26 protein-coding genes are annotated in these 24,628 nt (G+C 63.6%); all 26 read left to right on the forward strand.

Annotated features, from left to right (window positions below):
• Positions 1-403: 403 nt before the first annotated feature.
• The 26 genes from EYF70_RS29795 (at position 404) to tatC (ending at position 24,611) form a co-directional block, all read left to right on the forward strand.
• The gene (locus EYF70_RS29795) at positions 404-5,119 is read left to right on the forward strand and encodes a glutamate synthase-related protein (RefSeq protein ID WP_131148609.1); all 4,716 of its coding nucleotides are present in this window, start codon (positions 404-406) and stop codon (positions 5,117-5,119) included.
• A 29-nt stretch (positions 5,120-5,148) separates the two neighbouring features.
• On the forward strand, positions 5,149-6,612 hold the full coding sequence (locus EYF70_RS29800; RefSeq protein WP_131148610.1) for a glutamate synthase subunit beta: 1,464 nt from the start codon (positions 5,149-5,151) through the stop codon (positions 6,610-6,612).
• Positions 6,613-7,021: 409 nt separating this feature from the next.
• Positions 7,022-7,825, forward strand: coding sequence for an ABC transporter ATP-binding protein (locus EYF70_RS29805; RefSeq protein ID WP_131148611.1), 804 nt, complete (start codon positions 7,022-7,024; stop codon positions 7,823-7,825).
• Entirely contained in the window at positions 7,822-8,607 is a 786-nt protein-coding gene (gene mlaE / locus EYF70_RS29810; protein ID WP_131148612.1) for a lipid asymmetry maintenance ABC transporter permease subunit MlaE, read from the forward strand. Before EYF70_RS29805 ends, mlaE begins: the two co-directional genes overlap by 4 nt.
• A gap of 88 nt (positions 8,608-8,695) precedes the next feature.
• A complete protein-coding gene (gene mlaD / locus EYF70_RS29815) occupies positions 8,696-9,160 on the forward strand; it encodes an outer membrane lipid asymmetry maintenance protein MlaD (protein WP_131148613.1) in 465 nt (154 codons plus the stop codon).
• 5 nt (positions 9,161-9,165) lie between these two features.
• Positions 9,166-9,936, forward strand: a complete 771-nt coding sequence (locus tag EYF70_RS29820; RefSeq protein WP_131148614.1) for an MlaA family lipoprotein — start codon at positions 9,166-9,168, stop codon at positions 9,934-9,936.
• A gap of 157 nt (positions 9,937-10,093) precedes the next feature.
• The gene (locus tag EYF70_RS29825) at positions 10,094-10,738 is read left to right on the forward strand and encodes an MlaC/ttg2D family ABC transporter substrate-binding protein (protein ID WP_131148615.1); all 645 of its coding nucleotides are present in this window, start codon (positions 10,094-10,096) and stop codon (positions 10,736-10,738) included.
• A 100-nt stretch (positions 10,739-10,838) separates the two neighbouring features.
• Positions 10,839-11,147, forward strand: coding sequence for an STAS domain-containing protein (locus EYF70_RS29830; RefSeq protein WP_131148616.1), 309 nt, complete (start codon positions 10,839-10,841; stop codon positions 11,145-11,147).
• Positions 11,148-11,338: 191 nt separating this feature from the next.
• Positions 11,339-12,268, forward strand: coding sequence for an ABC transporter ATP-binding protein (locus EYF70_RS29835; RefSeq protein ID WP_131148617.1), 930 nt, complete (start codon positions 11,339-11,341; stop codon positions 12,266-12,268).
• On the forward strand, positions 12,265-13,026 hold the full coding sequence (locus EYF70_RS29840; RefSeq protein WP_131148618.1) for an ABC transporter permease: 762 nt from the start codon (positions 12,265-12,267) through the stop codon (positions 13,024-13,026). Before EYF70_RS29835 ends, EYF70_RS29840 begins: the two co-directional genes overlap by 4 nt.
• Before the next feature lie 94 nt (positions 13,027-13,120).
• Positions 13,121-13,363 (forward strand): BolA family protein, encoded by a 243-nt coding sequence (locus EYF70_RS29845; protein WP_131148619.1) that lies wholly within the window; start codon positions 13,121-13,123, stop codon positions 13,361-13,363.
• A 23-nt stretch (positions 13,364-13,386) separates the two neighbouring features.
• Positions 13,387-14,637, forward strand: coding sequence for a UDP-N-acetylglucosamine 1-carboxyvinyltransferase (murA, locus tag EYF70_RS29850; protein WP_131148620.1), 1,251 nt, complete (start codon positions 13,387-13,389; stop codon positions 14,635-14,637).
• A 12-nt stretch (positions 14,638-14,649) separates the two neighbouring features.
• The gene (gene hisG / locus EYF70_RS29855; RefSeq protein WP_131148621.1) at positions 14,650-15,327 is read left to right on the forward strand and encodes an ATP phosphoribosyltransferase; all 678 of its coding nucleotides are present in this window, start codon (positions 14,650-14,652) and stop codon (positions 15,325-15,327) included.
• A gap of 30 nt (positions 15,328-15,357) precedes the next feature.
• Positions 15,358-16,674: a histidinol dehydrogenase gene (gene hisD, locus EYF70_RS29860; RefSeq protein ID WP_131148622.1), complete on the forward strand. Its 1,317-nt coding sequence runs from the start codon at positions 15,358-15,360 to the stop codon at positions 16,672-16,674.
• Positions 16,671-17,654, forward strand: a complete 984-nt coding sequence (locus EYF70_RS29865; RefSeq protein WP_229420621.1) for a DNA-methyltransferase — start codon at positions 16,671-16,673, stop codon at positions 17,652-17,654. The genes hisD and EYF70_RS29865 overlap by 4 nt, the downstream gene beginning before the upstream one ends.
• Before the next feature lie 33 nt (positions 17,655-17,687).
• Positions 17,688-18,785, forward strand: coding sequence for a histidinol-phosphate transaminase (gene hisC, locus EYF70_RS29870; RefSeq protein WP_131148623.1), 1,098 nt, complete (start codon positions 17,688-17,690; stop codon positions 18,783-18,785).
• A gap of 16 nt (positions 18,786-18,801) precedes the next feature.
• A complete protein-coding gene (gene hisB, locus EYF70_RS29875) occupies positions 18,802-19,404 on the forward strand; it encodes an imidazoleglycerol-phosphate dehydratase HisB (protein WP_131148624.1) in 603 nt (200 codons plus the stop codon).
• A 33-nt stretch (positions 19,405-19,437) separates the two neighbouring features.
• Positions 19,438-20,076, forward strand: a complete 639-nt coding sequence (gene hisH / locus EYF70_RS29880) for an imidazole glycerol phosphate synthase subunit HisH (protein ID WP_131148625.1) — start codon at positions 19,438-19,440, stop codon at positions 20,074-20,076.
• A gap of 47 nt (positions 20,077-20,123) precedes the next feature.
• Positions 20,124-20,930 carry a 1-(5-phosphoribosyl)-5-[(5-phosphoribosylamino)methylideneamino]imidazole-4-carboxamide isomerase gene (gene hisA / locus EYF70_RS29885; RefSeq protein ID WP_131148626.1) on the forward strand — a complete coding sequence of 269 codons (807 nt, stop codon included), beginning with the start codon at positions 20,124-20,126 and terminating at the stop codon, positions 20,928-20,930.
• 1 nt (position 20,931) lies between these two features.
• Positions 20,932-21,693: an imidazole glycerol phosphate synthase subunit HisF gene (hisF, locus tag EYF70_RS29890; protein WP_131148627.1), complete on the forward strand. Its 762-nt coding sequence runs from the start codon at positions 20,932-20,934 to the stop codon at positions 21,691-21,693.
• Between the two features lie 9 nt (positions 21,694-21,702).
• A complete protein-coding gene (gene hisI / locus EYF70_RS29895; RefSeq protein ID WP_131148628.1) occupies positions 21,703-22,143 on the forward strand; it encodes a phosphoribosyl-AMP cyclohydrolase in 441 nt (146 codons plus the stop codon).
• Positions 22,140-22,493 carry a phosphoribosyl-ATP diphosphatase gene (locus tag EYF70_RS29900; protein ID WP_229420622.1) on the forward strand — a complete coding sequence of 118 codons (354 nt, stop codon included), beginning with the start codon at positions 22,140-22,142 and terminating at the stop codon, positions 22,491-22,493. Before hisI ends, EYF70_RS29900 begins: the two co-directional genes overlap by 4 nt.
• A gap of 86 nt (positions 22,494-22,579) precedes the next feature.
• The gene (locus EYF70_RS29905) at positions 22,580-22,951 is read left to right on the forward strand and encodes a histidine triad nucleotide-binding protein (protein WP_131149429.1); all 372 of its coding nucleotides are present in this window, start codon (positions 22,580-22,582) and stop codon (positions 22,949-22,951) included.
• A gap of 138 nt (positions 22,952-23,089) precedes the next feature.
• Positions 23,090-23,323, forward strand: coding sequence for a Sec-independent protein translocase subunit TatA (gene tatA, locus EYF70_RS29910; RefSeq protein ID WP_131148629.1), 234 nt, complete (start codon positions 23,090-23,092; stop codon positions 23,321-23,323).
• Between the two features lie 14 nt (positions 23,324-23,337).
• A complete protein-coding gene (gene tatB, locus EYF70_RS29915) occupies positions 23,338-23,850 on the forward strand; it encodes a Sec-independent protein translocase protein TatB (RefSeq protein WP_131148630.1) in 513 nt (170 codons plus the stop codon).
• Positions 23,850-24,611, forward strand: coding sequence for a twin-arginine translocase subunit TatC (tatC, locus tag EYF70_RS29920; RefSeq protein WP_131148631.1), 762 nt, complete (start codon positions 23,850-23,852; stop codon positions 24,609-24,611). The genes tatB and tatC overlap by 1 nt, the downstream gene beginning before the upstream one ends.
• Positions 24,612-24,628: the final 17 nt, after the last annotated feature.

Genomic DNA, 24,628 nt, shown 5'->3' on the forward strand with positions numbered 1-24,628 from the left:
TGTTTAGCAACCAGCCCAGCAGCACCCGTTAACGCTAATGCATTGATTCGAAAGATGTTGCCAATATTCGGGGACAGGGAGGAGTGCAGGCTCGCAGGCCTGCACCGTTACGCAGGCGCGAAGCATGCTTCGCGAAACCCCTGCTCCACCCCCGTTTTTTAGCAACTTTTGCCTTTCAGCTAGTCAAATTTCCCGGGGCGAGCAATCTTTGTTCATGTCTCCCACTCTGTCCCTAATTAAAATTTTGCGCAAGAATAGTGCAATTAATTTGACTCCGACCCTAATTAATTAAGTTGAGTTTACTTGTGCGATGCACTATTCTCGGTTTTCAATTTGCAAAACCGGAGCCATGCGTACCCGCCACGGTAGGTGTTCACGGCTCTCTGCTTCGGAGAAAGTGCCCATGAACGCGCAAGGTTTGTACGACCCAGCCAACGAACACGATGCCTGCGGTGTCGGCTTCGTAGCCCATATCAAAGGCCAGAAAAGCCATTCGATCATCGAACAGGGTCTGCAGATCCTGAAGAACATCGACCACCGCGGCGCCGTGGGTGCCGACAAGCTGATGGGCGACGGTGCCGGCATCCTGATCCAGATCCCGGACCAGTTCTACCGCGACGAGATGGGCAAGCAGGGCGTGGAACTGCCGCCGCCGGGTGAATACGGCGTGGGCATGGTGTTCCTGCCGAAGGAAAGCGCGTCGCGCATCGCATGCGAACAGGAAATCGAGCGCGCCGTGCGCATCGAAGGCCAGGTCGTGCTGGGCTGGCGCAACGTGCCGGTCGATACGGAAATGCCGATGTCGCCGCTGGTGCGTGCGAAAGAGCCGGTGATCCGCCAGATCTTCATCGGCCGCGGCGCCGACATCATGGTGACCGATGCACTGGAACGCAAGCTCTACGTGATCCGCAAGTCGTCCGGCCACGCGATCCAGGCGCTGAAGCTGCAGCACGGTAACGAATTCTTCGTGCCGTCGATGTCGGCCCGCACGGTCGTCTACAAGGGTCTGCTGCTGGCCGACCAGGTCGGCGTGTACTACCGCGACCTGCAGGATCCGCGCTGCATCTCCGCGCTGGCACTGGTGCACCAGCGCTTCTCCACGAACACCTTCCCGGAATGGCCGCTGGCTCACCCGTACCGCCTGATCGCGCACAACGGCGAGATCAACACGGTCAAGGGCAATTTCAACTGGATGCGCGCCCGCGAAGGCGTGATGAAGTCCGCCGTGCTGGGCGACGACCTGCAGAAGCTGTTCCCGCTGATCTATGAAGGCCAGTCCGACACCGCCTGCTTCGACAACGCGCTGGAACTGCTGCTGATGGCGGGCTACCCGCTGGCGCAAGCGATGATGATGATGATCCCGGAAGCGTGGGAAAACCACACGCTGATGGACGACAACCGCAAGGCGTTCTACGAATACCACGCCGCGATGATGGAGCCGTGGGACGGCCCCGCCGCGATGGCCTTCACCGACGGCCGCTACATCGGCGGCACGCTGGACCGCAATGGCCTGCGCCCGGCCCGCTACATCGTCACGGATGACGACCTGGTGGTGATGGCATCCGAATCGGGCGTGCTGCCGATCCCGGAATCGAAGATCATCCAGAAATGGCGCCTGCAGCCGGGCAAGATGTTCCTGATCGACCTGGAAGCCGGCCGCATCATCGACGACAAGGAGCTGAAGGATACGTACGCCAACGCCAAGCCGTACAAGGCATGGATCAACGCTGTCCGTATCAAGCTGAACAGCCTGAAACTGGCTGAAAGCCAGCTGCACCAGAACGCCGCCAAGTACACGGCCCAGGGTGAAAAGCTGCCGGCATCGCTGCTGGACCGCCAGCAGGCGTTCGGCTACACCCAGGAAGACCTGCGTTTCCTGCTGGCGCCGATGGCCGCCGCCGGTGAAGAAGCCACCGGTTCGATGGGCAACGACTCGCCGCTGGCCGTCATGTCCAACAAGCTCAAGCCGCTGTATAACTACTTCAAGCAGCTGTTCGCCCAGGTGACCAACCCGCCGATCGACCCGATCCGCGAAGCGATGGTGATGTCGCTGGTGTCGTTCATCGGCCCGAAACCGAACCTGCTGGACACCAACAACGTCAACCCGCCGATGCGCCTCGAAGTGTCGCAGCCGGTGCTGTCGTTCGACGACATGGCGCGCCTGCGCCACATCAGCGGCCACACCGGCGGCAAGTTCAAGTCGTACGAACTGTCGATCTGCTACCCGCTGGCCTGGGGCAAGGAAGGCGTGGAAGCGTCGCTGGCATCGCTGTGTGCGGAAGCCGTCGACGCGATCAAGTCCGGCCATAACATCCTGATCGTGTCCGACCGCGCCGTGTGCGCCGACCGCGTGGCGATCCCGGCATTGCTGGCAACGTCCGCGATCCACCAGCACCTGGTCAGCAAGGGCCTGCGCGCTTCCACCGGCCTGGTCGTGGAAACCGGTTCGGCCCGCGAAACGCACCACTTCGCGCTGCTGGCGGGCTATGGCGCCGAAGCCGTGCACCCGTACCTGGCAATGGAAACGCTGGCCGAGATGGCCCACGCGATGCCGGGCGACCTGACGCCGGAAACCGCGCTGTACAACTACACCAAAGCGGTCGGGAAGGGCCTGATGAAGGTGATGTCGAAGATGGGCATCTCCACCTATATGTCGTACTGCGGCGCGCAGATCTTCGAAGCGGTGGGCCTGAACAAGGCGGTCGTGCAGAAGTACTTCAAGGGCACCGCGTCGAACGTGGAAGGTATCGGCCTGTTCGAGATCGCCGACGAGGCGCTGCGCCTGCATAACCTGGCCTTCGGCAACGACCCGGTGCTGGCCGAGTCGCTGGATGCGGGCGGCGAATACGCCTACCGCGTGCGCGGCGAAGACCACCTGTGGACGCCGGACGCGATCGCCAAGCTGCAGCACTCGACCCGCGCCAACAACTTCAACACCTATAAAGAGTACGCGCAGATCATCAACGACCAGAGCCGCCGCCACCTGACGCTGCGCGGCCTGTTCGAGTTCAAGATCGATCCGTCGAAGGCGATCCCGCTGGAAGAAGTCGAGCCGGCCAAGGAGATCGTCAAGCGTTTCGCCACCGGCGCCATGTCGATGGGTTCCATCTCCACCGAGGCGCACGCCACGCTGGCGATCGCCATGAACCGTATCGGCGGCAAGTCGAACACGGGCGAAGGCGGCGAAGATCCGAACCGCTTCAAGGCCGAGCTGAAAGGCATCCCGATCAAGCAGGGCGCGACGATGGCCGATGTCATCGGCAAGGACCAGGTCGTGGTCGACATTCCGCTGCTGGAAGGCGACTCGCTGCGCTCGAAGATCAAGCAGGTGGCGTCCGGCCGCTTCGGCGTGACGGCGGAATACCTGAATTCCGCGGACCAGATCCAGATCAAGATGGCGCAGGGCGCCAAGCCGGGCGAAGGCGGCCAGCTGCCGGGCCACAAGGTGTCGGGCTACATCGCCACGCTGCGTTTCGCGGTGCCGGGTGTCGGCCTGATCTCGCCGCCGCCGCACCACGACATCTACTCGATCGAAGACCTGGCGCAGCTGATCCACGACCTGAAGAACGTGAACCCGCGCGCTTCGATCTCCGTGAAGCTGGTGTCGGAAGTGGGTATCGGCACCGTGGCCGCCGGCGTCTCGAAAGCCAAGGCGGACCACGTGGTGGTGGCCGGCCATGACGGCGGTACCGGCGCCTCGCCGCTGTCGTCTGTGAAGCATGCCGGCACGCCGTGGGAGCTGGGCCTCGCAGAGACTCAGCAAACGCTGGTGCTGAACGGCCTGCGCAACCGGATCCGCGTGCAGGCCGACGGCCAGATGCGTACCGGCCGCGACGTGGTCATCGCCGCGCTGCTGGGCGCCGACGAAATCGGCTTCGCCACCGCGCCGCTGGTCGTCGAAGGCTGCATCATGATGCGCAAGTGCCACCTGAACACCTGCCCGGTGGGCGTGGCCACGCAGGACCCGGTGCTGCGCGCCAAGTTCCAGGGCAAGCCGGAACACGTGGTGAACTACTTCTTCTTCGTTGCCGAGGAAGCGCGTCAACTGATGGCGCAGCTGGGCATCCGCACGTACGATGAACTGATCGGCCGTTCCGACCTGCTGGACAAGTCGAAGGCGATCACGCACTGGAAGGCGCAGGGCCTGGACTTCTCCGCCATCTTCTACCAGCCGCGGGTCAACGAAGGCCTGTGCATGTACCACAACGAAGAGCAGGAGCACGGCCTGGAAAACGCGCTCGATCACAAGCTGATCGCGCAAGCCAAGGCCGCGCTGGAGAAGGGCGAACGCGTATCGTTCATCTCGCCGGTGAAGAACCGCAACCGCACCGTGGGCACGATGCTGTCCGGTGAAGTGGCGGCGCGCTACGGCCACGCCGGCCTGCCGGACGACACGATCCACATCCAGCTGCAGGGTACCGCCGGCCAGTCGGCCTGCGCATTCCTGGCGCATGGCATCACGATCGACCTGGTGGGTGAAGGCAACGACTACGTGGGCAAGGGCCTGTCGGGCGGCCGCATCATCGTGCGTCCGAATACCGAGTTCCGCGGCTGGGCCGTCAACAACATCATCATCGGCAACACGGTGCTGTACGGCGCGATCGCCGGCGAAGCCTTCTTCAACGGCGTGGCAGGCGAACGTTTCGCGGTGCGTAACTCGGGTGCCACGGCCGTCGTCGAAGGCACGGGCGACCACGGTTGCGAATACATGACCGGCGGTACCGTGGTCGTGCTGGGCCACACGGGCCGCAACTTCGCGGCGGGCATGTCGGGCGGTATCGCCTACGTGTACGACCCGGACGGCGATTTCGAGAAGCGCTGCAACCTGTCGATGGTCAGCCTGGAAGAAGTGCTGCCGGCCGCCGACCACGACGACAAGTCGACCTGGCACGCCCAGCATCGCAACGGCACGCCGGAATCGGACGAAGCGATCCTGAAGCGCCTGATCGAACGCCACTTCAAGCACACCGGCAGCACGCGCGCCCGCCTGCTGCTGGATAACTGGGCCGAAAGCCGTGGCAAGTTCGTGAAAGTGTTCCCGAACGAATACAAGCGCGCTCTGGTCGAACTGGCGGATAACGCCTCGATCGAAGCTGAAACCCAGGCCATCGCCGCGTAATCGCGCCAATCAGTTAGGAATTAGAGAAAATGGGAAAAATCACCGGTTTCATGGAATTCCAGCGCCAGGACGAAAGCTACCTGGCCCCGGAATCGCGCCTGAAGAACTACAAGGAGTTCGTGCTCAAGCTGACGGACGAGCAGGCCAAGGTGCAGGGCGCACGCTGCATGGATTGCGGCATCCCGTTCTGCAACACGGGCTGCCCGGTCAACAACATCATCCCCGACTGGAACGACCTGGTGTACCGCCACCACTACCGCCAGGCGCTGGACGTGCTGCACTCGACCAACAACTTCCCGGAGTTCACCGGCCGTATCTGCCCGGCGCCGTGCGAAAGCGCCTGCACGCTGGGCATCAACAACGACCCGGTGGGCATCAAGTCGATCGAGCACAAGATCATCGACGAAGGCTGGGAACACGGCTGGGTCAAGCCGCAGCCGGCCGACCACAAGACGGGCAAGAAAGTGGCCATCATCGGTTCCGGTCCTGCCGGCCTGGCGGCTGCCCAGCAGCTGGCGCGCGCCGGCCATGACGTGACCGTGTTCGAGAAGTCGGACCGCGCCGGCGGCCTGCTGCGCTACGGCATCCCCGACTTCAAGCTGGAAAAGTTCCACATCGACCGCCGCATCGAACAGATGGAAGCGGAAGGCGTGAAATTCCGCATGAACACGCTGGTGGGCAAGGATTTCCCCGCCAACGTGAACAACTGGGCCAAGGAAACCATCTTCCCGGAAGACCTGGAAAAGGAATTCGACGCCGTGGTGATCGCCGGTGGCGCGGAACAGCCGCGTGACCTGCCGGTGCCGGGCCGCGAACTGAAGGGTGTCCACTTCGCGATGGACTTCCTGCCGCTGCAGAACAAGGTCAACGCCGGCGACAAGGTGAAAGACCAGATCAAGGCCACCGGCAAGCACGTGGTCGTGATCGGTGGCGGCGATACGGGTTCCGACTGCGTGGGCACGTCGAACCGCCACGGCGCCGCGGCCATCACGCAGTTCGAACTGATGCCGATGCCGCCGGAACAGGAAAACAAGCCGCTGGTGTGGCCGTATTGGCCGACCAAGCTGCGCACCTCGTCGTCGCACGAAGAAGGTTGCGAGCGCGACTGGGCGGTGGCCACCAAGCGCCTGGAAGGCAAGAACGGCAAAGTCGAGAAGCTGGTCGCCTGCCGCGTCGAGTGGAAAGACGGCAAGATGGCCGAAGTGCCGGATTCGGAATTCGAGATGAAGGCCGACCTGGTGCTGCTGGCGATGGGCTTTGTCTCGCCGGTGCAACAGGTGCTGGAAGCCTTCGGCATCGAAAAAGACGGCCGCGGCAATGCCCGCGCCGCCACCGAAGGCAGCAATGCCTACGTCACCAGCAAGCCCGGCATCTTCGCCGCCGGCGACATCCGCCGCGGCCAGTCGCTGGTCGTGTGGGCCATCCGCGAAGGCCGCCAGTGCGCCCGCGCGGTGGACGAGTACCTGATGGGCCACTCCGTCCTGCCACGCTGATCCACGGCATTCCTCCAAAAGCCCGCCCGGTCCGCCCGGCGGGCTTTTTGTTTGTCGTAAAAACAACAGGGACAGTCCCCCTGGGAGGGACAGTCCCCGGATTTTTTACAACAGTTCGTGTTGCATAAAACCGGGGTCAGACCCCAGATTCCGCGTGTTGCATAAAACCGGGGTCAGACCCCAGATTCCGGAAATGTTTCCTGAAACCGGGGTCTGACCCCGGTTTTGAGAAATGGTGCCGTGCACAAAATTAACAGGGTTTGCGGAATGTAAGTTACTGACTCAACAGTTGGCAGTGTTGTATCATCGAATACTTAATCGTTGTCATATAAGCCATTCCTGGGGCTTGCGCAGCAGAGTATGGGCTTTCTGCATTACAATATGGCATTAAAAATAAAGACTGTCTGCCGTGGCAAACCTCGTTGAAATCCGCGATCTGCACTTCTCGTATGGGAAGCGCCCCATCCTGGCGGGGCTTCACATGGACTTCCAGAAAGGGAAGGTCGTGGCGGTCATGGGCGGCTCGGGCAGTGGCAAGACGACGGTATTGCGCCTGATCGGCGGGCAGATCCGGCCCAGCAAGGGCCAGGTCAGCGTGGATGGCCAGGTCGTCCACACGCTGAAAACCAAGGAATTGTATTTGTTGCGCCGCAAGATGGGCATGCTGTTCCAGCACGGCGCGCTGTTCACCGACCTCACCGTATTTGAAAACGTGGCGTTCCCGCTGCGCGAGCACACGGACTTGCCGGAAGAGCTGATCCGCGATCTCGTGCTGATGAAGCTGAACGCAGTCGGCCTGCGCAACGCGGCGCCGCTGAAGCCGGGCGAGATTTCCGGCGGCATGGCGCGCCGGGTGGCGCTGGCCCGCTCGATCGCGCTGGATCCGCAACTGATCATGTATGACGAGCCCTTCGCCGGCCTCGACCCGATTTCGATGGGCGTGACGGCGAACCTGATCCGCAACCTGAACGATGCGCTCGGTTCCACCAGCATCCTGGTGTCGCACGACGTCAAGGAATCGTTCACCATCGCGGATTACGTGTATTTCCTGTCGCAGGGCAAGATCGTGGCCCACGGCACGCCGGCTGAAATGATGGTATCGACCGACCCATACGTCAAACAATTCGTGCATGCCGAGGCGGATGGCCCGGTGCCGTTCCATTATCCGGGCAAGTCGCTGGCCGACGACCTGGGCCTGGGAGTGCGCAAATGATCGGCCGCCGCGTTCTTGCCGGCGTCGGCAATACCGTGCGCGATTACGTGGAAAGCGTCGGCTACGCCGCGCGCACCTTCTTCACCATGCTGGGCCTGTCGCCGGGCATGATGCGCCGGCCCCACCTCGTCATCGAGCAGCTGCACTTCATCGGCAATTATTCGATGTTGATCATTACGCTGTCCGGCCTGTTCGTCGGCATGGTGCTGGGCTTGCAGGGTTACTACACGCTGAACAAGTACGGCGCTTCCGAATCGCTGGGCTTGCTGGTGGCGCTGGGGCTGACCCGCGAACTGGGGCCGGTCATCACGGGCCTGCTGTTCGCCGGCCGGGCCGGCACGTCGCTGACGGCCGAGATCGGCCTGATGAAGGCCGGCGAGCAATTGTCCGCCATGGAAATGATGGCCGTGAACCCGATCCAGCGCGTGCTGGCACCGCGCTTCTGGGCCGGCGTGATCGCCGTGCCGCTGCTCGCGTCGATTTTCTCCGCGGTCGGTATCCTGGGCGGTTACCTGGTCGGGGTCGGGCTGATCGGCGTCGATGCCGGCGCATTCTGGTCCCAGATGGAGGCCGGCATCGACCTGTGGAAGGACGTCGGCAACGGTTTCGTCAAGAGCGTGGTGTTCGGTATCGCGATCACCTTCATTGCCCTGTACCAGGGCTACGAGACGCGGCCGACGCCGGAAGACGTGGCCGGTGCCACAACCCGCACGGTGGTCGTGTCGTCGCTGATGATCTGGTGGCTGGACTTCATGCTGACGGCGCTGATGTTCAGCAAATAAGCCAGCCACAGCAGCAAATCAGTCAGCAAATAATTGCATCGTGGGAATGCCCGGCGCGGTTACAGAAAAACAGATAGGATAAGTAAAAATGCAACGCAAATCTCTGGATGTGTGGGTCGGCCTGTTCGTCGTGATCGGCGTGGCCGCGCTGATGTTCCTGGCCCTGAAGGCGGGCAACAGCGGCACCTTCTCGCTCGCGAAGACGTATGAAATCACCGCCAAGTTCGACAACATCGGCAGCCTGCGTCCGCAGGCGGCCGTGAAGGCGTCGGGCGTGGTGGTCGGTCGCGTGGCGCGGATCGCGTTCGACGACAAATCGTACAAGGCGGCCGTGACGCTGGAGATGGACTCGACGTACAAGTTCCCGAAGGACAGCTCCGCCAAGATCCTCACGGCTGGCCTGCTGGGCGAGCAATATGTCGGTATCGAGGCCGGGGGTGACGAAAACAACCTGGCCCAAGGCGACCGGATCGCCCGTACGCAGTCCGCCGCGGTGCTGGAAGACCTGATCAACCAATTCATCTACAGCAAAGCCGCTGAAGGAAAGGACTGAAACCGATGCGCCGTCAAACCTCCGTTTTGCCGATGCTGCTCGCCGCGGCCGCGGCAGTCACCCTGAGTGGGTGCGCCGTTGGCCCGGACAAGCGCGATCCGATGGAAAACTGGAACCGCGCCGTCTTCAATTTCAACGACAAGGTCGATACCTATGCGCTGAAACCAGTGGCGACCGGCTACAAGAACGTCACGCCGTCGTTCGTGCAGACCGGCGTGAACAATTTCTTCGGCAACCTCCAGGATCTCTGGACCGGTGGCAATAATCTGCTGCAAGGCAAGGGTGGCGACGCCGTCTCCGACTTTGGCCGTTTCGCCCTCAATTCCACGTTCGGCTTGCTGGGCCTGATCGACATCGCCAGCGAAGCCGGGCTGCAAAAGCACAAGGAAGACTTCGGCCAGACGCTCGGCCGCTGGGGCGTGCGACCCGGCCCGTACATGATGCTGCCGCTGCTGGGCCCGTCCACGGTGCGCGATACCGCCGGCCTGCCACTGGACTTCGCGGCCGATCCGTGGTCGCACAAGGATCCCACCAATGTCCGTACCATCGGCAGCGTGGTGCGCGTGGTCGACCAGCGTGCTTCGCTGCTCGACGCGTCGTCACTGCTGGAAGATGCGGCGCTCGACCGCTACGAGTTCGTGCGCGACGGTTTCCTGCAGCGCCGCCAGAGCCAGGTATATGACGGCGACGTGCCGGAGACCAAGGCGGAAGAAAACGTGCCGGAACAGCCGGCCGTGAAGCCGACCGGCGAAGGCGCAGCGCAGCCGGCCACGTAACGGACAGTAAGCGACAGTAAGGGACAGTAACGGCGGAGCGCCGGCTCCGCCACCCCCGCTATAATGGCGCAGCGGCCGGCATGGACCGGCCCACCATTGTCGTGTAACCAATATCGGTACAAGTAAATATCGGTACAACCAACCCAGGTAAAACCACATGAAACTGATCAAGCAACTGCTCGCCGTCGCCACGATCGCGTTTGCCACCACCGGCTTCGCCGCGGCACAAGGCGCGAACGAAGCGCCCGACCAACTGGTCAAGCGCATCAGCTCGGAAGTACTGAACACCGCCAAGAACGACAAGGAAATCCAGGCTGGCAACACCCGCAAGGTGATGGACCTGGTGGAAACCAAGATCCTGCCGTACGTGGATTTCGAGCGCATGACCGCGCTGGCTGCCGGCCGCTACTGGCGTGAAGCCACGCCGGAACAGAAGCGCGCGCTGTCCACCGAATTCCGCACGCTGCTGATCTACACGTATTCCGGCGCCCTGTCGCAGGTGCGCAACGAGACGATCGAATTCAAGCCGCTGCGCGCCGATGCGGCCGACACCGAAGTGGAAGTGCGTTCGCAGGTCAACATGACCCGCGGCGAACCGGTGCTGCTGAACTACCGCGTCGCGAAGACGCCGGAAGGCTGGAAGATCTACGACATCAACGTGCTGGGCGCCTGGCTGGTGGAAACCTACAAGGGCACCTTCAACACCGAGATCAGCAAGGGCGGCATCGATGGCCTGATCAAGACGCTGGCCGCGAAGAACAAGCAGCTGGCAAACAAGCCGCTGGCAACCGCCAAGAAGTAATCGGCAGCAGGAACCATCCCCGGGCCGGCCTTGTGCCGGCCCTTCAGTGTCTGAATCAGTATCTGAAACCCGTTTCGAGATGAAAGACGGCGAAAATCCCATGAACGACAGCTCGAACAACATGCTGTCCCTGACCGCGCTGACCGTCGATAACGCCACGGCGGCGCTGGAACACGGCCTGGCCGCGCTGCAGGCCGGCCAGAGCGAATTCGACATGCGCAACGTGGTGGCCGTCGATTCGGCCGCCGTCTCAGTCATGCTGGCGTGGCAACGCGCCGCCCACGCGGCCGGCATCACGCTGCGCCTCGTGAACCTGCCGCCGATGCTGCAAAGCCTGACCAAGCTGTATGGCGTCTGTTCGCTGGTATCGCCGCAAGCCTGCGAGACCGCCGAACTGCATCACCATTGACCCCCGCCTTCCCCCCTCTCCGCTGTATTTCCGCCGGCCCGGGCGTGATCGGGTCGAAATTCCAATATAATTGACCGTTGCTCTTGCCAGATTGGCGCGAGCTCCCGCATGAACGGCAACGGCCCGGAACCGGTCCGGGGCCGGCCGCCAGCGCAACGGTCAGCGTTGCAAAGAACACAAACAAGCCAGGCATGACAGCAATCCAAATCAGCAATGTCCAGAAGCGCTATCAATCGCTGCAGGCGCTGGGCGGCGTGTCGCTCTCGATCGAGGAAGGCGAATTCTTCGGGCTGCTCGGGCCGAACGGCGCCGGCAAGACCACGCTGATCTCGATCATCGCGGGCCTGATCCGCGCCGACGGCGGTTCCGTGTCGATCCATGGCCACGACGTGGTGACCGATTTCCGTGCCGCCCGCAGGAAGCTTGGCGTGGTGCCGCAGGAACTGGTGTTCGACCCGTTCTTTACCGTGCGCGAGACGCTGCGCCTGCAGTCCGGCTACTTCGGCCTGCCGAACAACGACAAGTGGATCGACGAGGTGATGGAAAACCTCGACCTGACCAACAAGGCCGACACCAATATGCGCGCGCTGTCCGGCGGCATGAAGCGCCGCGTGCTGGTGGCGCAGGCGCTGGTGCACAAGCCGCCCGTCATCGTGCTCGACGAGCCGACCGCCGGTGTCGACGTCGAACTGCGCCAGACGCTGTGGAAGTTCATTTCGCGCCTGAACCGCGAAGGCCATACCATCGTGCTGACCACCCACTACCTGGAAGAAGCGCAGGCGATGTGCAAGCGCGTGGCGATGATGAAGCTGGGCAAGGTGGTGGCGCTGGACACCATGTCCTCGCTGATCCGCCGCATCTCCGGCTCGCAGCTGATCGTGCACCTGAAGCAGGGCGACCTGCCGCCGGACCTGCAGCACCTGGTACTGCACGCCGAGACCGGTTCGCAACTGTCCGCCTCGGGCCGCCAGTACAGCCTGAAGGTCAACGAATACATGGAAGTGGAAACCATCCTGGCGCGCCTGCGCGAGAGCGGCGCCGTGATCGACGAGATGCAGCTGCAGCAGGCCGACCTGGAAGACATTTTCCTGGAAATCACCGGCGGAGGGGCCGCGCAATGATGTCGACCGGCTTTCGCACCCTGGTGTACAAGGAAACCCTGCGCTTCTACAAGGTGGCCACGCAGACCATCGCCGCGCCGATCCTTACCGCCATGCTGTACCTGCTGATCTTCGGCCACGTGCTGGAAGGGCGCGTGCAGGTCTACGAGGGCGTGTCGTACACGTCGTTCCTGATCCCCGGCCTGGTGATGATGAGCGTGCTGCAGAACTCGTTCGCCAATTCCTCGTCGTCGCTGATCCAGTCGAAGATCACCGGCAACCTGGTGTTCGTGCTGCTGACGCCCCTGTCTCACTGGGAAATCTTCTCGGCCTACACGATCGCCGCGATGGTACGCGGCCTCGTCGTCGGCCTGGGCGTGTTCATCGCCACCGCGTGGTTCGCCCACATGTCGTTCGCCTGGCCGCTGTGGATCGTCGCGTTCGCGCTGCTGGGCGCCGCCATCCTCGGCACGATGGGCCTGATCGCCGGCATCTGGGCCGAGAAATTCGACCAGCTGGCGGCATTCCAGAACTTCCTGATCATGCCGCTGACGTTCCTGTCCGGCGTGTTCTATTCGATCCATTCGCTGCCGCCGTTCTGGCTGACCGTGTCGCACCTGAACCCGTTCTTCTACATGATCGACGGCTTCCGCTACGGCTTCTTCGGCCAGTCCGACATCAATCCCTGGACCAGCCTGGCCATCGTGTCCGCCTTCCTGGTGGTGCTCGCGCTGCTGGCCATCCGGCTGCTGAAGAGCGGCTACCGGCTGAGACACTGAGCAGGCACTGAGCAGGCACCGAGCAGCCACCGAGCAGCCACTGAGCAGCCATTAAAAAACCAGACGTTGAAGAAATATTGAAGAGGTACCGAACATGACCACCACCCCTGAAGCAATCCACGGCTACATCGCCGCCGGCCTCGACTGCACCCACCTGGAAGTGGAGGGCGACGGCCAGCACTTCACCGCCGTCATCGTCTCGCCCGCCTTCGCCGGCAAGCGCCCCATCCAGCGCCACCAGATCGTCTACGCGGCGCTGGGCGACCGCATGCGCGAGGAAATCCACGCGCTGTCGATGAAGACGCTGACCCCGGAAGAATTCGCGGCCAAGGCATAACGAGACAACCAAGGAAAAAATCGATGGACAAACTGCTCATCACCGGCGGCAAGCGCCTGGTCGGGGACATCCAGATCTCCGGCGCCAAGAACGCGGCGCTGCCTATCCTGTGCGCGGGCCTGCTGACGTCCGGCGACCTGCAACTGTCGAACGTGCCCAACCTGCACGACGTGTCGACGATGCTCAGGCTGCTGCGCCAGACCGGCCTGACGGTCGCGCAGGACGGCGACAAGGTCACGCTGAACGGCGCGAAGATCGACAAGCTGGAAGCGCCGTACGAGCTGGTGAAGACGATGCGTGCATCGATCCTGGTACTGGGCCCCCTGCTGGCGCGCTTCGGCGAAGCCAAGGTATCGCTGCCGGGCGGCTGCGCGATCGGTTCGCGCCCCGTCGACCAGCACATCAAGGGCTTGCAGGCACTGGGCGCGGAGATCTCGATCGACGCGGGATACATCTACGCCAAGGCGAAAAAACTGCAGGGCACCCGCGTCGTCACCGACATGATCACGGTGACCGGCACGGAAAACCTGCTGATGGCCGCCACGCTGGCCGAAGGCGAGACGGTGCTGGAAAACGCCGCGCGCGAGCCGGAAGTGACGGACCTGGCCAACCTGCTGGTGGCCATGGGCGCGAAGATCGACGGCATCGGCACCGACCGCCTGGTGATCCAGGGCGTGCCGGCGCTGAACGGCGCGGCGCACGCGGTGATCTCCGACCGCATCGAAGCAGCCACCTTCCTGTGCGCCGTGGCGGCCGCCGGCGGCGACATCACGATCCGCAACACCCGCACCGACATCCTCGATGCAGCACTGGAAAAGCTGCGCGAGATGGGCGTGCGCCTGACCGTGGGCGATACGTGGATCCGCGCGCAGATGGATGCGCGGCCCACGCCGGTATCGTTCCGCACCACCGAATACCCGGGCTTCCCGACCGACATGCAGGCGCAGTTCATGGCCGTCAACACGATCGCCGCCGGCCAGAGCACCGTGACCGAGACGATCTTTGAAAACCGCTTCATGCACGTACAGGAAATGAACCGCCTGGGCGCGCGCATCCGCATCGACGGCAACACCGCCTTCATCGACGGCACCCAGCAGCTGATCGGCGCGCCCGTGATGGCCACCGACCTGCGCGCTTCGGCATCGCTGGTGATCGCCGGCCTGTCGGCCAAGGGCGAAACGCTGGTCGACCGCATCTATCACCTGGATCGCGGCTACGACCGCATGGAAGTGAAGCTTTCCGCCGTCGGCGCCAACATCACCCGCATCAAGTAATCGTCAATCACCATGAGCACACTTCCTGCCCAGGCCACCGACCGCTCGCAACTGATCCTCGCCCTGTCGAAGGGCCGCATCTTCGAGGACACGCTGCCGCTGCTGGCGGCGGCCGGCATCACCGTCACGGAAAACCCGGAAACCTCGCGCAAGCTGATCCTGCCGACCAACGACCCGCACGTGCGCGTGCTGATCGTGCGCGCCACCGACGTGCCGACCTACGTGCAGCATGGCGCCGCCGATTTCGGCGTGGCCGGCAAGGACGTGCTGTTCGAGCATGGCGGCGAAGGCCTGTACCAGCCGATCGACCTGAACATCGCACGCTGCCGCATGTCGGTGGCGGTGAAGGCGGGCTTCGATTACGAAACCGCGGTGCGCCAGGGCGCGCGGCTGCGCGTGGCCACCAAGTTCACCGAGATGGCGCGCCAGCACTTCGCCAAGAAGGGCGTGCACGTGGACCTGATCAAGCTGTACGGCTCGATGGAGCTGGCGCCGCTGGTCGGCCTGTCCGACGCGATCGTCGACCTGGTCAGCACCGGCAGCACGCTGCGCGCCAACAACCTGGTGGAAGTGGAAGAGATCTGCGATATCTCGTCCCGCCTGGTGGTCAACCAGGCCGCGCTGAAACTGAAGCGCGCGCGCCTGCAGCCGATCCTCGAAGCCTTTGAAAAAGCCTCGCAAGCCAAGTAAAAACCAGTAAAACCCCTGAAGCCAGCCACCATGATCCAGATCCGCAAGCTCGACTCCACCGCCATCGATTTCCAGGAAACGCTCGACGCGCTGCTCGCGTTCGAAGCGGAAACCGACTTCGCCATCGAACAGGCCGTCACCGGGATCATCGCGCAGGTGCGTGCGCGCGGCGACGAGGCGGTGGTCGAGTACACCAACAAGTTCGACCGCATCCCGAACGGCGGCGCGGCCGACCTGAAGGCGTTCGAGATCGGCCAGGCCGAACTCGATGCCGCGCTGGCGGCGTTGCCGGACGCGCAGCGCGCCGCATTGCAGACCGCGGCCGAGCGTATCCGCGTGTTCCACGAGCGCCAGAAGCAGGAGCTGCAAGGCTTCACGTACACCGAAGCGGATGGCACGATCCTGGGCCAGCGCATCACCGCGCTGGACCGCGTGGGCATCTACGTGCCCGGCGGCAAAGCGGCCTATCCCTCGTCGGTGCTGATGAACGCGATTCCCGCCAAGGTGGCCGGCGTCGGTGAAATCGTGATGGTGGTGCCCACGCCGGATGGCGTGAAGAACCAGATGGTGCTGGCCGCCGCCGCGATCGCCGGTGTCGACCGCGTGATCGGCATCGGCGGCGCGCAGGCCGTGGCCGCGCTGGCCTACGGTACCGAATCGATCCAGCCGGTGGACAAGATCGTCGGCCCCGGCAATGCCTACGTGGCCGCCGCAAAGCGCCGCGTGTTCGGCGCCGTGGGCATCGACATGATTGCCGGTCCTTCCGAAATCCTCGTCGTGTGCGACGGCACCACGGACCCGGACTGGGTGGCCATGGACCTGTTCTCGCAGGCCGAGCACGACGAACTGGCGCAGGCGATCCTGCTGTGCCCGGACGCGGACTACATCGCGCAAGTCGAGGCTTCGATTCAAAAACTGCTGCCGACCATGCCGCGCCAGGACACCATCCGCACCTCGCTGACCGACCGCGGCGCGCTGGTGAAGGTGCGTGACATGGACGAGGCATGTGAGATCGCCAACGCCATCGCCGCCGAGCACCTGGAGATTTCCGCCGAGGAGCCGCAACAGTGGGCCGACAAGATCCGCCATGCCGGCGCGATGTTCCTGGGCCGCTTCTCGTCCGAATCGCTGGGCGACTATTGCTGCGGCCCGAACCACGTGCTGCCCACGTCGCGCACGGCGCGCTTCTCGTCGCCGCTGGGCGTATACGACTTCCAGAAGCGTTCGTCGGTGATCCAGGTCAGCGAAGCCGGCGCCCAGACGCTGGGCAAGGTCGCCGCCGAGCTGGCGTACGGCGAAGGCCTGCAGGCGCACGCGCGCAGCGCGGAGCTGCGGCTGAAGTCATGAGCACCTGGCTCGATCAGGTGTTCTGCGAGGATGCGCTGCAAGGCTTGCAGCGCATCCCGGATGGCTCGATCGACCTGATCCTGACGGACCCGCCGTACAACCTGGGCAAGGATTACGGCAATGCCTCCGACCAGCAACCGGTGGACGATTTCCTGGCGTGGACCGAGCGTTGGGTCGACGCGGCACTGCCGAAGCTGAAGGAAAACGGCAGCCTGTATGTATTCACGACGTGGCGCTCGGCGCCGGAGATCTTCGTGATGCTGAAACGGCGGATGACGATGATCAACGAGATCATCTGGGACCGCCGGGTGCCGTCGATGGGCGGCACCGTGCGCAGTTTTTCGTCGGTGCACGACACGATCGGCTTTTTCGTGCGCCGCAAGGATTATTATTTCGACCTCGACGCCGTGCGCATCCCGTACGACGCCGAAACCAAGAAGGCCCGCTCGCGCTCGATCTTCATCGGCGCGAAATGGCTAGAACAGGGCTACAACCCGAAAGACCTCTGGAGCGTATCGCGCTTGCACAGGCAGCATGCGGAGCGGGTCGATCACCCCACGCAAAAGCCGCTCGAGATCATCGAACGGATGGTGAAGGCATCGTGTCCGCCCGGCGGCGTGGTGCTCGACCTGTTCATGGGCAGCGGCACCACGGCCGTCGCGGCGCGCAACACGGGCCGCCACTTCACCGGCTTTGAACTGAATCCCGACTATTGCAGGATCCTGGCCGCGCGCCTGGCGGAACCGGCGCCCGTGGCGCCACCGGCGCTTGAACCCAAGACCCGCGCCAGGCGCCTGGCACCGCCGGCCGTGGAGCCGCCGGGGCCTGACCCCAGGGCTCGTGCCAGGAGCCGGGTCCGCAGCGCCGATCCGGGGTCCGACCCCGGTTTCCCGGCAACGCAGCCCAAGGCTTCGGCGAAAAAGCCCAGGACCGGCAAGACCGCAAGCAGGGCCGTCGCCCCCGGCGACAGCCCCGAATAACCAACTGGAGCAAGAATCTTGAGTAACAGCGGCATGTCCCTCGACAGCCTGATCGCCAATACCATCCGCCCCGACGTGCGCAGCGACAAGAGCTACCACGTACCGGATGCGAGCGGCTTCGTGAAGCTCGATGCGATGGAAAATCCCTACCAGCTGCCGGAAGCGCTGCGCCGCGAACTGGGCAACCGGCTCGCCGAGGTGGCGCTGAACCGCTACCCGGCCGCCGCCTATGGCCCGCTGAAGGAGCGCATCCGCGCGAAGCTCGGGGTCCCGGCCGGCTACGATGTCCTGCTGGGCAACGGTTCCGACGAGCTGATCGCCATCATGGCCGCCACCTGCGCGTGGCAGGACCGCCGTGCCGTGATGCTGGCGCCGGTACCGGCGTTCGTGATGTTCCAGCGCTCGGCCCAGGTGGCCGGCATGGACTTCGTCGGCGTCGCCCTGAAGGCGGACCTGACGCTCGACCTGCCGGCCATGCTGGCGGCCATCGAACAGCACCGGCCGGCCCTGATCTTCCTGGCCTACCCGAACAACCCGACCGGCAACCTGTTCGACACGGCCGATATCGAAGCGATCCTGCGCGCGCAGGGCGAGCACGGGCTGGTGGTGGTCGACGAAGCCTACGAGCCGTTCGCACAGCAGAGCTTCATGGGGCGCCTGCCGGAGTTCGCCAACCTGATCGTGATGCGCACCCTGTCCAAGCTGGGCCTGGCCGGCATCCGCCTCGGCTACATGTCCGCGGCGCCGGCGCTGCTGGAGCAGTTCGAGAAGGTGCGGCCGCCCTACAACATCAACGTGATGACGCAGGCGGCGGCCGAATTCGCGCTCGACCATGTCGAGGTGCTGAACGAGCAGGCCCGCCTGCTGCGCGAACAGCGGACGGCGCTGGCGGCGGCGCTGGCCGCGATCCCGGCCGTGCAGGTGTTCCCGTCGGCGGCCAATTTCATCACGATCCGGGTGCCGGATGCCGACAGCATCCATGCCAAACTGGTAAGTCGTAAAATCCTGATTAAAAATTTGAGTAAAATGCACAGTGTGCTGACGAACTGCCTTCGCGTCACCGTCAGCACGCCGGACGAGAACGCCGCTTTCCTCGATGCGCTGCGCGCATCGTTGGCGGACCGATCCTAATACCCCAGAGCTTCCCATGAATTCACCAGCCTCGCGCATTGCAGAAGTCATCCGCAACACCAACGAGACGCAGATCCGCGTCGCCCTGAACCTGGACGGCACCGGCGTGCAGAAGCTCGATACCGGCGTGCCCTTCCTGGACCACATGCTGGACCAGATCGCGCGCCACGGCCTGATCGACCTGGACGTCAAGGCGACCGGCGACACGCACATCGACAACCACCACACCGTCGAGGATGTCGGCATCACGCTGGGCATGGCGGTGGCCAAGGCCATCGGCGATCGCAAGGGCATCCGCCGCTACGGCCACGCCTACGTGCCGCTGGACGAAGCGCTGTCGCGCGTGGTCATCGACTTTTCCGGGCGCCCGGGCATCGAGTACCACATTCCGTTTACCCGCGCGATGATCGGCACGTTCGACGTCGACCTGACGCTGGAATTCTTCCGCGGCTTCGTCAACCACGCCGGCATCACGCTGCACATCGATAACCTGCGCGGCACCAACGCCCACCACCAGTGCGAGACCGTCTTCAAGGCGTTCGGCCGCGCGCTGCGCATGGCTGCCGAATTCGACGAGCGTGCCGCCGGTACGATTCCCTCCACCAAAGGAAGCCTGTAAACCCGCTGTTACCTGACACGCGGCTTTCACATCATGAAAAAAATCGTTGTAGTTGACTACGGCATGGGTAACGTGCGCTCCGTGGCGCAGGCCCTGCGTGCCGTCGCGCCGGAAGCGGACGTGTCCATTTCCGGCGTGCCCGCCGATATCGACGCGGCCGAGCGCATCGTGCTGCCCGGCCAGGGCTCCATGCTCGACTGTATGACCCACCTGCGCGAATCGGGCGTGCACGATGCGCTGATGCGCGCCGCCGCCAGCAAGCCGCTGATGGGCGTGTGCGTGGGCGAGCAGATGCTGCTCGAGCGCAGCGAGGAACGCAATGCCGAAGGCCTGGGCCTGTTCCCGGGCGAAGTGGTGCGCTTCCAGCTCGACGGGCAGTTGCAGGAAGACGGCTCGCGCTTCAAGGTGCCGCAGATCGGCTGGAACAAGGTGAAGCAGACCGCGCCCCATGCGATGTGGGCCGGCATTCCCGACGATGCGTATTTCTATTTCGTCCACAGTTATTACGCGCGGCCGGAGAACCCGGCGCACAGCGTGGGGGAAACCGTGTATGGCACGCCGTTCTGCTGCGTGATCGCACGCGACAACATCTTCGCCACCCAGTTCCACCCGGAGAAGAGCGCGGCCACCGGCCTGCGGCTGTACAAGAATTTCGTCCACTGGAATCCCTGAGCACTCCGACAGTTCCATTCATCCACTTACTCGACCTTTAAACAACCATGCTGCTCATCCCCGCCATCGACCTCAAGGACGGTCACTGCGTTCGCCTGAAACAAGGCGACATGGAACAGTCCACCGTGTTTTCCGACGACCCCGCCGCGATGGCCCGCCACTGGCTGGAGCAGGGCGCGCGTCGCCTGCACCTGGTCGACCTGAACGGTGCGTTCGCCGGCAAGCCGAAGAACGAAGGTGCCGTGAAGGCGATCCTGAAAACGGTGCAGGAATTTGCGCTGGAGAACGATCTCGACGAGATTCCCGTGCAACTGGGCGGCGGCATCCGCGACCTGGACACGATCGAGCGCTACCTCGATGACGGCATCAGCTACATCATCATCGGCACCGCCGCCGTGAAGAGCCCCGGCTTCCTGCACGACGCGTGCGGCGCCTTCCCCGGCCACATCATCGTGGGCCTGGATGCCAAGGACGGCAAGGTGGCGACCGATGGCTGGAGCAAGATGTCCGGCCACGAGGTGATCGACCTGGCGCAGAAGTTCGAGCAGTACGGCGTGGAATCGATCGTCTACACCGACATCGGCCGCGACGGCATGATGGGTGGCGTGAACATCGAAGCCACCGTGCGCCTGGCGCAGGCGGTGCGCATCCCGATCATCGCCTCCGGCGGCCTGCACAACCTGGCCGACGTGGAAGCGCTGTGCGCGGTGCAGGACGAAGGCATCGAAGGCGTGATCTGCGGCCGCTCGATCTACGAAGGCACCATCAACCTGAACGAGGCGCAGCTGCGCGCCGATGAACTGAGCGGCGAATTCGTCGGCGAAGCCACGGACGAAACCACGGGCGAACAATAATATGCTGGCCAAACGCATCATCCCTTGCCTGGACGTGACCGATGGCCGCGTCGTCAAGGGCGTCAATTTCACCGAGCTGCGCGACGCCGGCGACCCCGTCGAGATCGCGCGCCGCTACGACGAGCAGGGTGCCGACGAGCTGACGTTCCTCGACATCACCGCGTCGTCCGACAACCGCGGCCTGATCCTCGACATCATCGAGCGGGTCGCCGCGCAGGTCTTCATTCCGCTGACGGTCGGCGGCGGCGTGCGCAAGGTGGAAGACGTGCAGCGCCTGCTGAACGCGGGCGCCGACAAGATCAGCCTGAATACCTCGGCCGTCAGCAATCCCCAGCTGGTGTTCGACGCGTCGCAGAAGCACGGTTCGCAGTGCATCGTGGTGGCGATCGATGCCAAGCAGGTGGCGCCGGGCAAATGGGAAGTGTTTACGCACGGCGGCCGCAACGCCACCGGGCTGGATGCTGTCGAGTGGGCGCAGAAAATGGCATCGCTGGGCGCCGGCGAACTGCTGCTGACCAGCATGGACCGCGACGGCACCAAGAGCGGCTTCGACCTGGCGCTGACGCGCGCCGTGTCCGATGCCGTGGGCATTCCCGTGATCGCCTCGGGCGGCGTGGGCGGGTTGCAAGACCTGGCCGATGGCGTGACGAAAGGCCATGCCGACGCGGTACTGGCCGCCAGCATTTTCCACTATGGCCAGCACACCGTGCAGGAAGCCAAGCGTTTCATGGCGCAGCAGGGCATCCCGGTGCGCGAGGCCTGAGAGAGCACAATGAGTATTCCGACGACGACGCCTAGCGTAGCCAAGGCAAAATGGCTGAACCGCGTGCATTGGGACGAACATGGCCTGGTGCCCGTGATCGTGCAGGAGCACGGCAGCAACGACGTGCTGATGTTCGCCTGGATGAACCGCGACGCGCTGTACAAGACGGTCGAACTGCGCGAAGCGGTGTACTGGAGCCGCTCCCGCAAGAAGCTGTGGCACAAGGGCGAGGAATCGGGCCATGTGCAGAAGGTGCTCGACATCCGCCTCGACTGCGACGAGGACGTGGTACTGCTGAAGGTGGAGCAGGCCGGCGGCATCGCTTGCCACACGGGGCGCCATTCGTGCTTCTTCCAGCAGTTCGACGGCGATGCCAAGGATGGCGACTGGAACAGCGTGGAACCGGTGCTGAAGGATCCGGAAACCATTTATACGGACAAGAAGAAATGAGCACCGACATGAACCAGGCTTCCGGCACGATCCTGGACCGCGTGGCCGCCACGATCGAATCGCGCAAGGGCGCCGATCCCGCCACGTCGTACGTCGCCAAGCTGTTCTCGAAAGGCGACGACGCGATCCTGAAGAAGATCGGCGAGGAAGCCACCGAGACCGTGATGGCCGCCAAGGATGCCCGCGTATCGGGCGATGGCGCCAAGGTGCTGTACGAAGTGGCCGATCTGTGGTTCCATTCGCTGGTGCTGCTGGCGCAGTTCGACCTGTCGCCGCAGCAGGTGCTCGATGAACTGGCGCGCCGCGAAGGCGTCTCCGGCATTGCCGAAAAAGCCGCGCGCCCGGATTAATTTCGCCCGAAGCAATGTCGCCCGGATTATTTTCGCCCGAATTATTTTCGCCCGAATGAATGTCGCCCGAATTCAAGGATACCCACGTGGATAACTGCCTGTTCTGCAAGATCGCCGCCAAACAAGTTCCGGCAAGCGTCGTCTACGAAGACGACGAGCTGCTGGCCTTCAAGGACATCAACCCGGCCGCGCCGGTGCACCTGCTGGTGATCCCGAAAAAACACATCGCCACGCTGACCGAGGCGCAGCCGGAAGACACGCTCCTGCTGGGCAAGATGCTGGCGCTGGCCCCGAAGCTGGCCGAGGAGCACGGTGTTTCCGTGGTGTATGGCAACGATGGCAGCCCCACGCGCGGCTACAAGACACTGGTCAACAGCGGCCCGGATGGCGGCCAGGTGATCTACCACCTGCACATGCATATCTATGGCGGCCCGCGGCCATGGCGCGGCATGCACTGACCCCGGGCCGGCGCATTTCCCAGCAAGCGGAAGAGTTATTTCCGGCTGTTATCGTGACAGGAACATGACAGAGTAAGAGTCGTGTAAACTGTTCGTTCTTACCGAATTTGGGCGTTTCCGCCCTGCAAGGAGAATAGTATGGGTTCCATGAGCATCTGGCATTGGGTGATCGTCCTGGTCGTCGTCATGCTGGTTTTCGGCACCAAAAAACTGGGCAATATCGGCTCGGACCTGGGCAAGGCCGTCAAGGGTTTCAAGGATGGCGTGAAGACCGACGAGAAGGAAGCGGCCGACCAGCCGGCGCCGCCACCCGCGCACGTGACCGACAAGGGCACGATCGAGGTCGACGCCAAGGAAAAGAACAAGCACTGAATGCACGCTGATACATGATCGATCTCGGTCTTTCCAAGCTGGCCATCATCGGCGTCGTGGCGCTGATCGTCATCGGTCCCGAAAAATTGCCGAAGGTGGCGCGGATGGCGGGCACGCTGTACGGCCGCGCCCAGCGCTACCTTCACGATGTCAAGAGCGAGGTCAGCCGCGAAATCGAGCTGGAAGAGCTGCGCAACCTGCAAAAGAACGTGCAGGAGCAGGCCGACAGCATCAAGGCCGACGTCGAGAATTCGATCCAGAAAAACATGGCTGAAGTGGAGGATGTCTTCAAGATCGAAGACAGCTCTGACACCTACGCCAGCCCGGAGCCCGGGTTCCATTCGGCCTCCACCGAAGACCAGTCGCGCAAGGCCAAGGAATTCCGCCGCAAGCGGCTGGTCCGCACCTCGGCCGTGCCGCTGTGGTACAAGCAGCGCAACGGCGGCCGCATGCACGTGGTGTCCGGCGCCGCCCGCGTGGCGCGCTTCCGTCCGCGCAGCGGCAAACCTCCCGCATCCTTTTACTGATGAGCACTGAACAACCGGCCGAAGAAACCTTCATCAGCCACCTGGTAGAACTGCGCGACCGGCTCCTGAAGGCGTCCATCGGCGTCCTGATCGTCACGGCCGTGCTGATGGCCTGGCCGGGCCCCACCGTGCTGTACGATTTCCTCGCCCAGCCGATGATCGATGCGCTGCCCACCGGCGCGAAGATCATCGCCACCGGCGTGACCGCGCCCTTCCTGGTGCCGATGAAGGTCACGCTGATGCTCGGCATCATCCTGGCGCTGCCATGGGTGCTGTACCAGGCCTGGGCGTTCGTCGCGCCGGGCCTGTACACGCATGAAAAGCGGCTGGTGGCGCCGCTGGTGATTTCCTCGTCGCTGCTGTTCGTCGCCGGCGTGGCCTTCTGCTATTTCTTCGTGTTCGGCCGCGTCTTCCACTTCATCGCCACGTTCGCGCCGTCGTCCATTGCCGTCACGCCCGACATCGAGAATTACCTCGATTTCGTGATGTCGATGTGCCTGGCGTTCGGCGCCGCATTCGAAGTGCCGATCGTCGTCGTGATCCTGGTGCGCATGGGCATCGTGTCCCTGGCCAAGCTGCGCGAATGGCGCCCCTACGTGATCGTGGGCGCCTTCGTGATTGCCGCGATCGTCACACCGCCGGACGTGGTCAGCCAGTTCGCGCTGGCCATTCCGATGTGGATGCTGTTCGAACTGGGGCTGCTGGTCTCGCCGATGTTCGTCAGGATGACGCAGGCGCCGGCGGAAAAACCGGAAAGCTAGCATGTTGAAAACGGGAG

The organism is Pseudoduganella albidiflava (genome assembly GCF_004322755.1).
Lineage (GTDB): Bacteria > Pseudomonadota > Gammaproteobacteria > Burkholderiales > Burkholderiaceae_D > Rugamonas > Rugamonas albidiflava.

Coding starts and splice junctions, on each gene's coding strand:
- EYF70_RS29830 (WP_131148616.1), top strand. CDS start 10,839: ATGAACGACAGCTCGAACAACATGCTGTCCCTGACCGCGCTGACCGTC.
- EYF70_RS29835 (WP_131148617.1), top strand. CDS start 11,339: ATGACAGCAATCCAAATCAGCAATGTCCAGAAGCGCTATCAATCGCTG.
- EYF70_RS29800 (WP_131148610.1), top strand. CDS start 5,149: ATGGGAAAAATCACCGGTTTCATGGAATTCCAGCGCCAGGACGAAAGC.
- hisG (WP_131148621.1), top strand. CDS start 14,650: ATGAGCACACTTCCTGCCCAGGCCACCGACCGCTCGCAACTGATCCTC.
- EYF70_RS29900 (WP_229420622.1), top strand. CDS start 22,140: ATGAGCACCGACATGAACCAGGCTTCCGGCACGATCCTGGACCGCGTG.
- hisI (WP_131148628.1), top strand. CDS start 21,703: ATGAGTATTCCGACGACGACGCCTAGCGTAGCCAAGGCAAAATGGCTG.
- hisD (WP_131148622.1), top strand. CDS start 15,358: ATGATCCAGATCCGCAAGCTCGACTCCACCGCCATCGATTTCCAGGAA.
- EYF70_RS29840 (WP_131148618.1), top strand. CDS start 12,265: ATGATGTCGACCGGCTTTCGCACCCTGGTGTACAAGGAAACCCTGCGC.
- mlaE (WP_131148612.1), top strand. CDS start 7,822: ATGATCGGCCGCCGCGTTCTTGCCGGCGTCGGCAATACCGTGCGCGAT.
- hisF (WP_131148627.1), top strand. CDS start 20,932: ATGCTGGCCAAACGCATCATCCCTTGCCTGGACGTGACCGATGGCCGC.
- hisA (WP_131148626.1), top strand. CDS start 20,124: ATGCTGCTCATCCCCGCCATCGACCTCAAGGACGGTCACTGCGTTCGC.
- tatC (WP_131148631.1), top strand. CDS start 23,850: ATGAGCACTGAACAACCGGCCGAAGAAACCTTCATCAGCCACCTGGTA.
- tatA (WP_131148629.1), top strand. CDS start 23,090: ATGGGTTCCATGAGCATCTGGCATTGGGTGATCGTCCTGGTCGTCGTC.
- murA (WP_131148620.1), top strand. CDS start 13,387: ATGGACAAACTGCTCATCACCGGCGGCAAGCGCCTGGTCGGGGACATC.
- hisC (WP_131148623.1), top strand. CDS start 17,688: ATGTCCCTCGACAGCCTGATCGCCAATACCATCCGCCCCGACGTGCGC.
- EYF70_RS29845 (WP_131148619.1), top strand. CDS start 13,121: ATGACCACCACCCCTGAAGCAATCCACGGCTACATCGCCGCCGGCCTC.
- EYF70_RS29820 (WP_131148614.1), top strand. CDS start 9,166: ATGCGCCGTCAAACCTCCGTTTTGCCGATGCTGCTCGCCGCGGCCGCG.
- mlaD (WP_131148613.1), top strand. CDS start 8,696: ATGCAACGCAAATCTCTGGATGTGTGGGTCGGCCTGTTCGTCGTGATC.
- EYF70_RS29825 (WP_131148615.1), top strand. CDS start 10,094: ATGAAACTGATCAAGCAACTGCTCGCCGTCGCCACGATCGCGTTTGCC.
- EYF70_RS29865 (WP_229420621.1), top strand. CDS start 16,671: ATGAGCACCTGGCTCGATCAGGTGTTCTGCGAGGATGCGCTGCAAGGC.
- tatB (WP_131148630.1), top strand. CDS start 23,338: ATGATCGATCTCGGTCTTTCCAAGCTGGCCATCATCGGCGTCGTGGCG.
- hisH (WP_131148625.1), top strand. CDS start 19,438: ATGAAAAAAATCGTTGTAGTTGACTACGGCATGGGTAACGTGCGCTCC.
- hisB (WP_131148624.1), top strand. CDS start 18,802: ATGAATTCACCAGCCTCGCGCATTGCAGAAGTCATCCGCAACACCAAC.
- EYF70_RS29795 (WP_131148609.1), top strand. CDS start 404: ATGAACGCGCAAGGTTTGTACGACCCAGCCAACGAACACGATGCCTGC.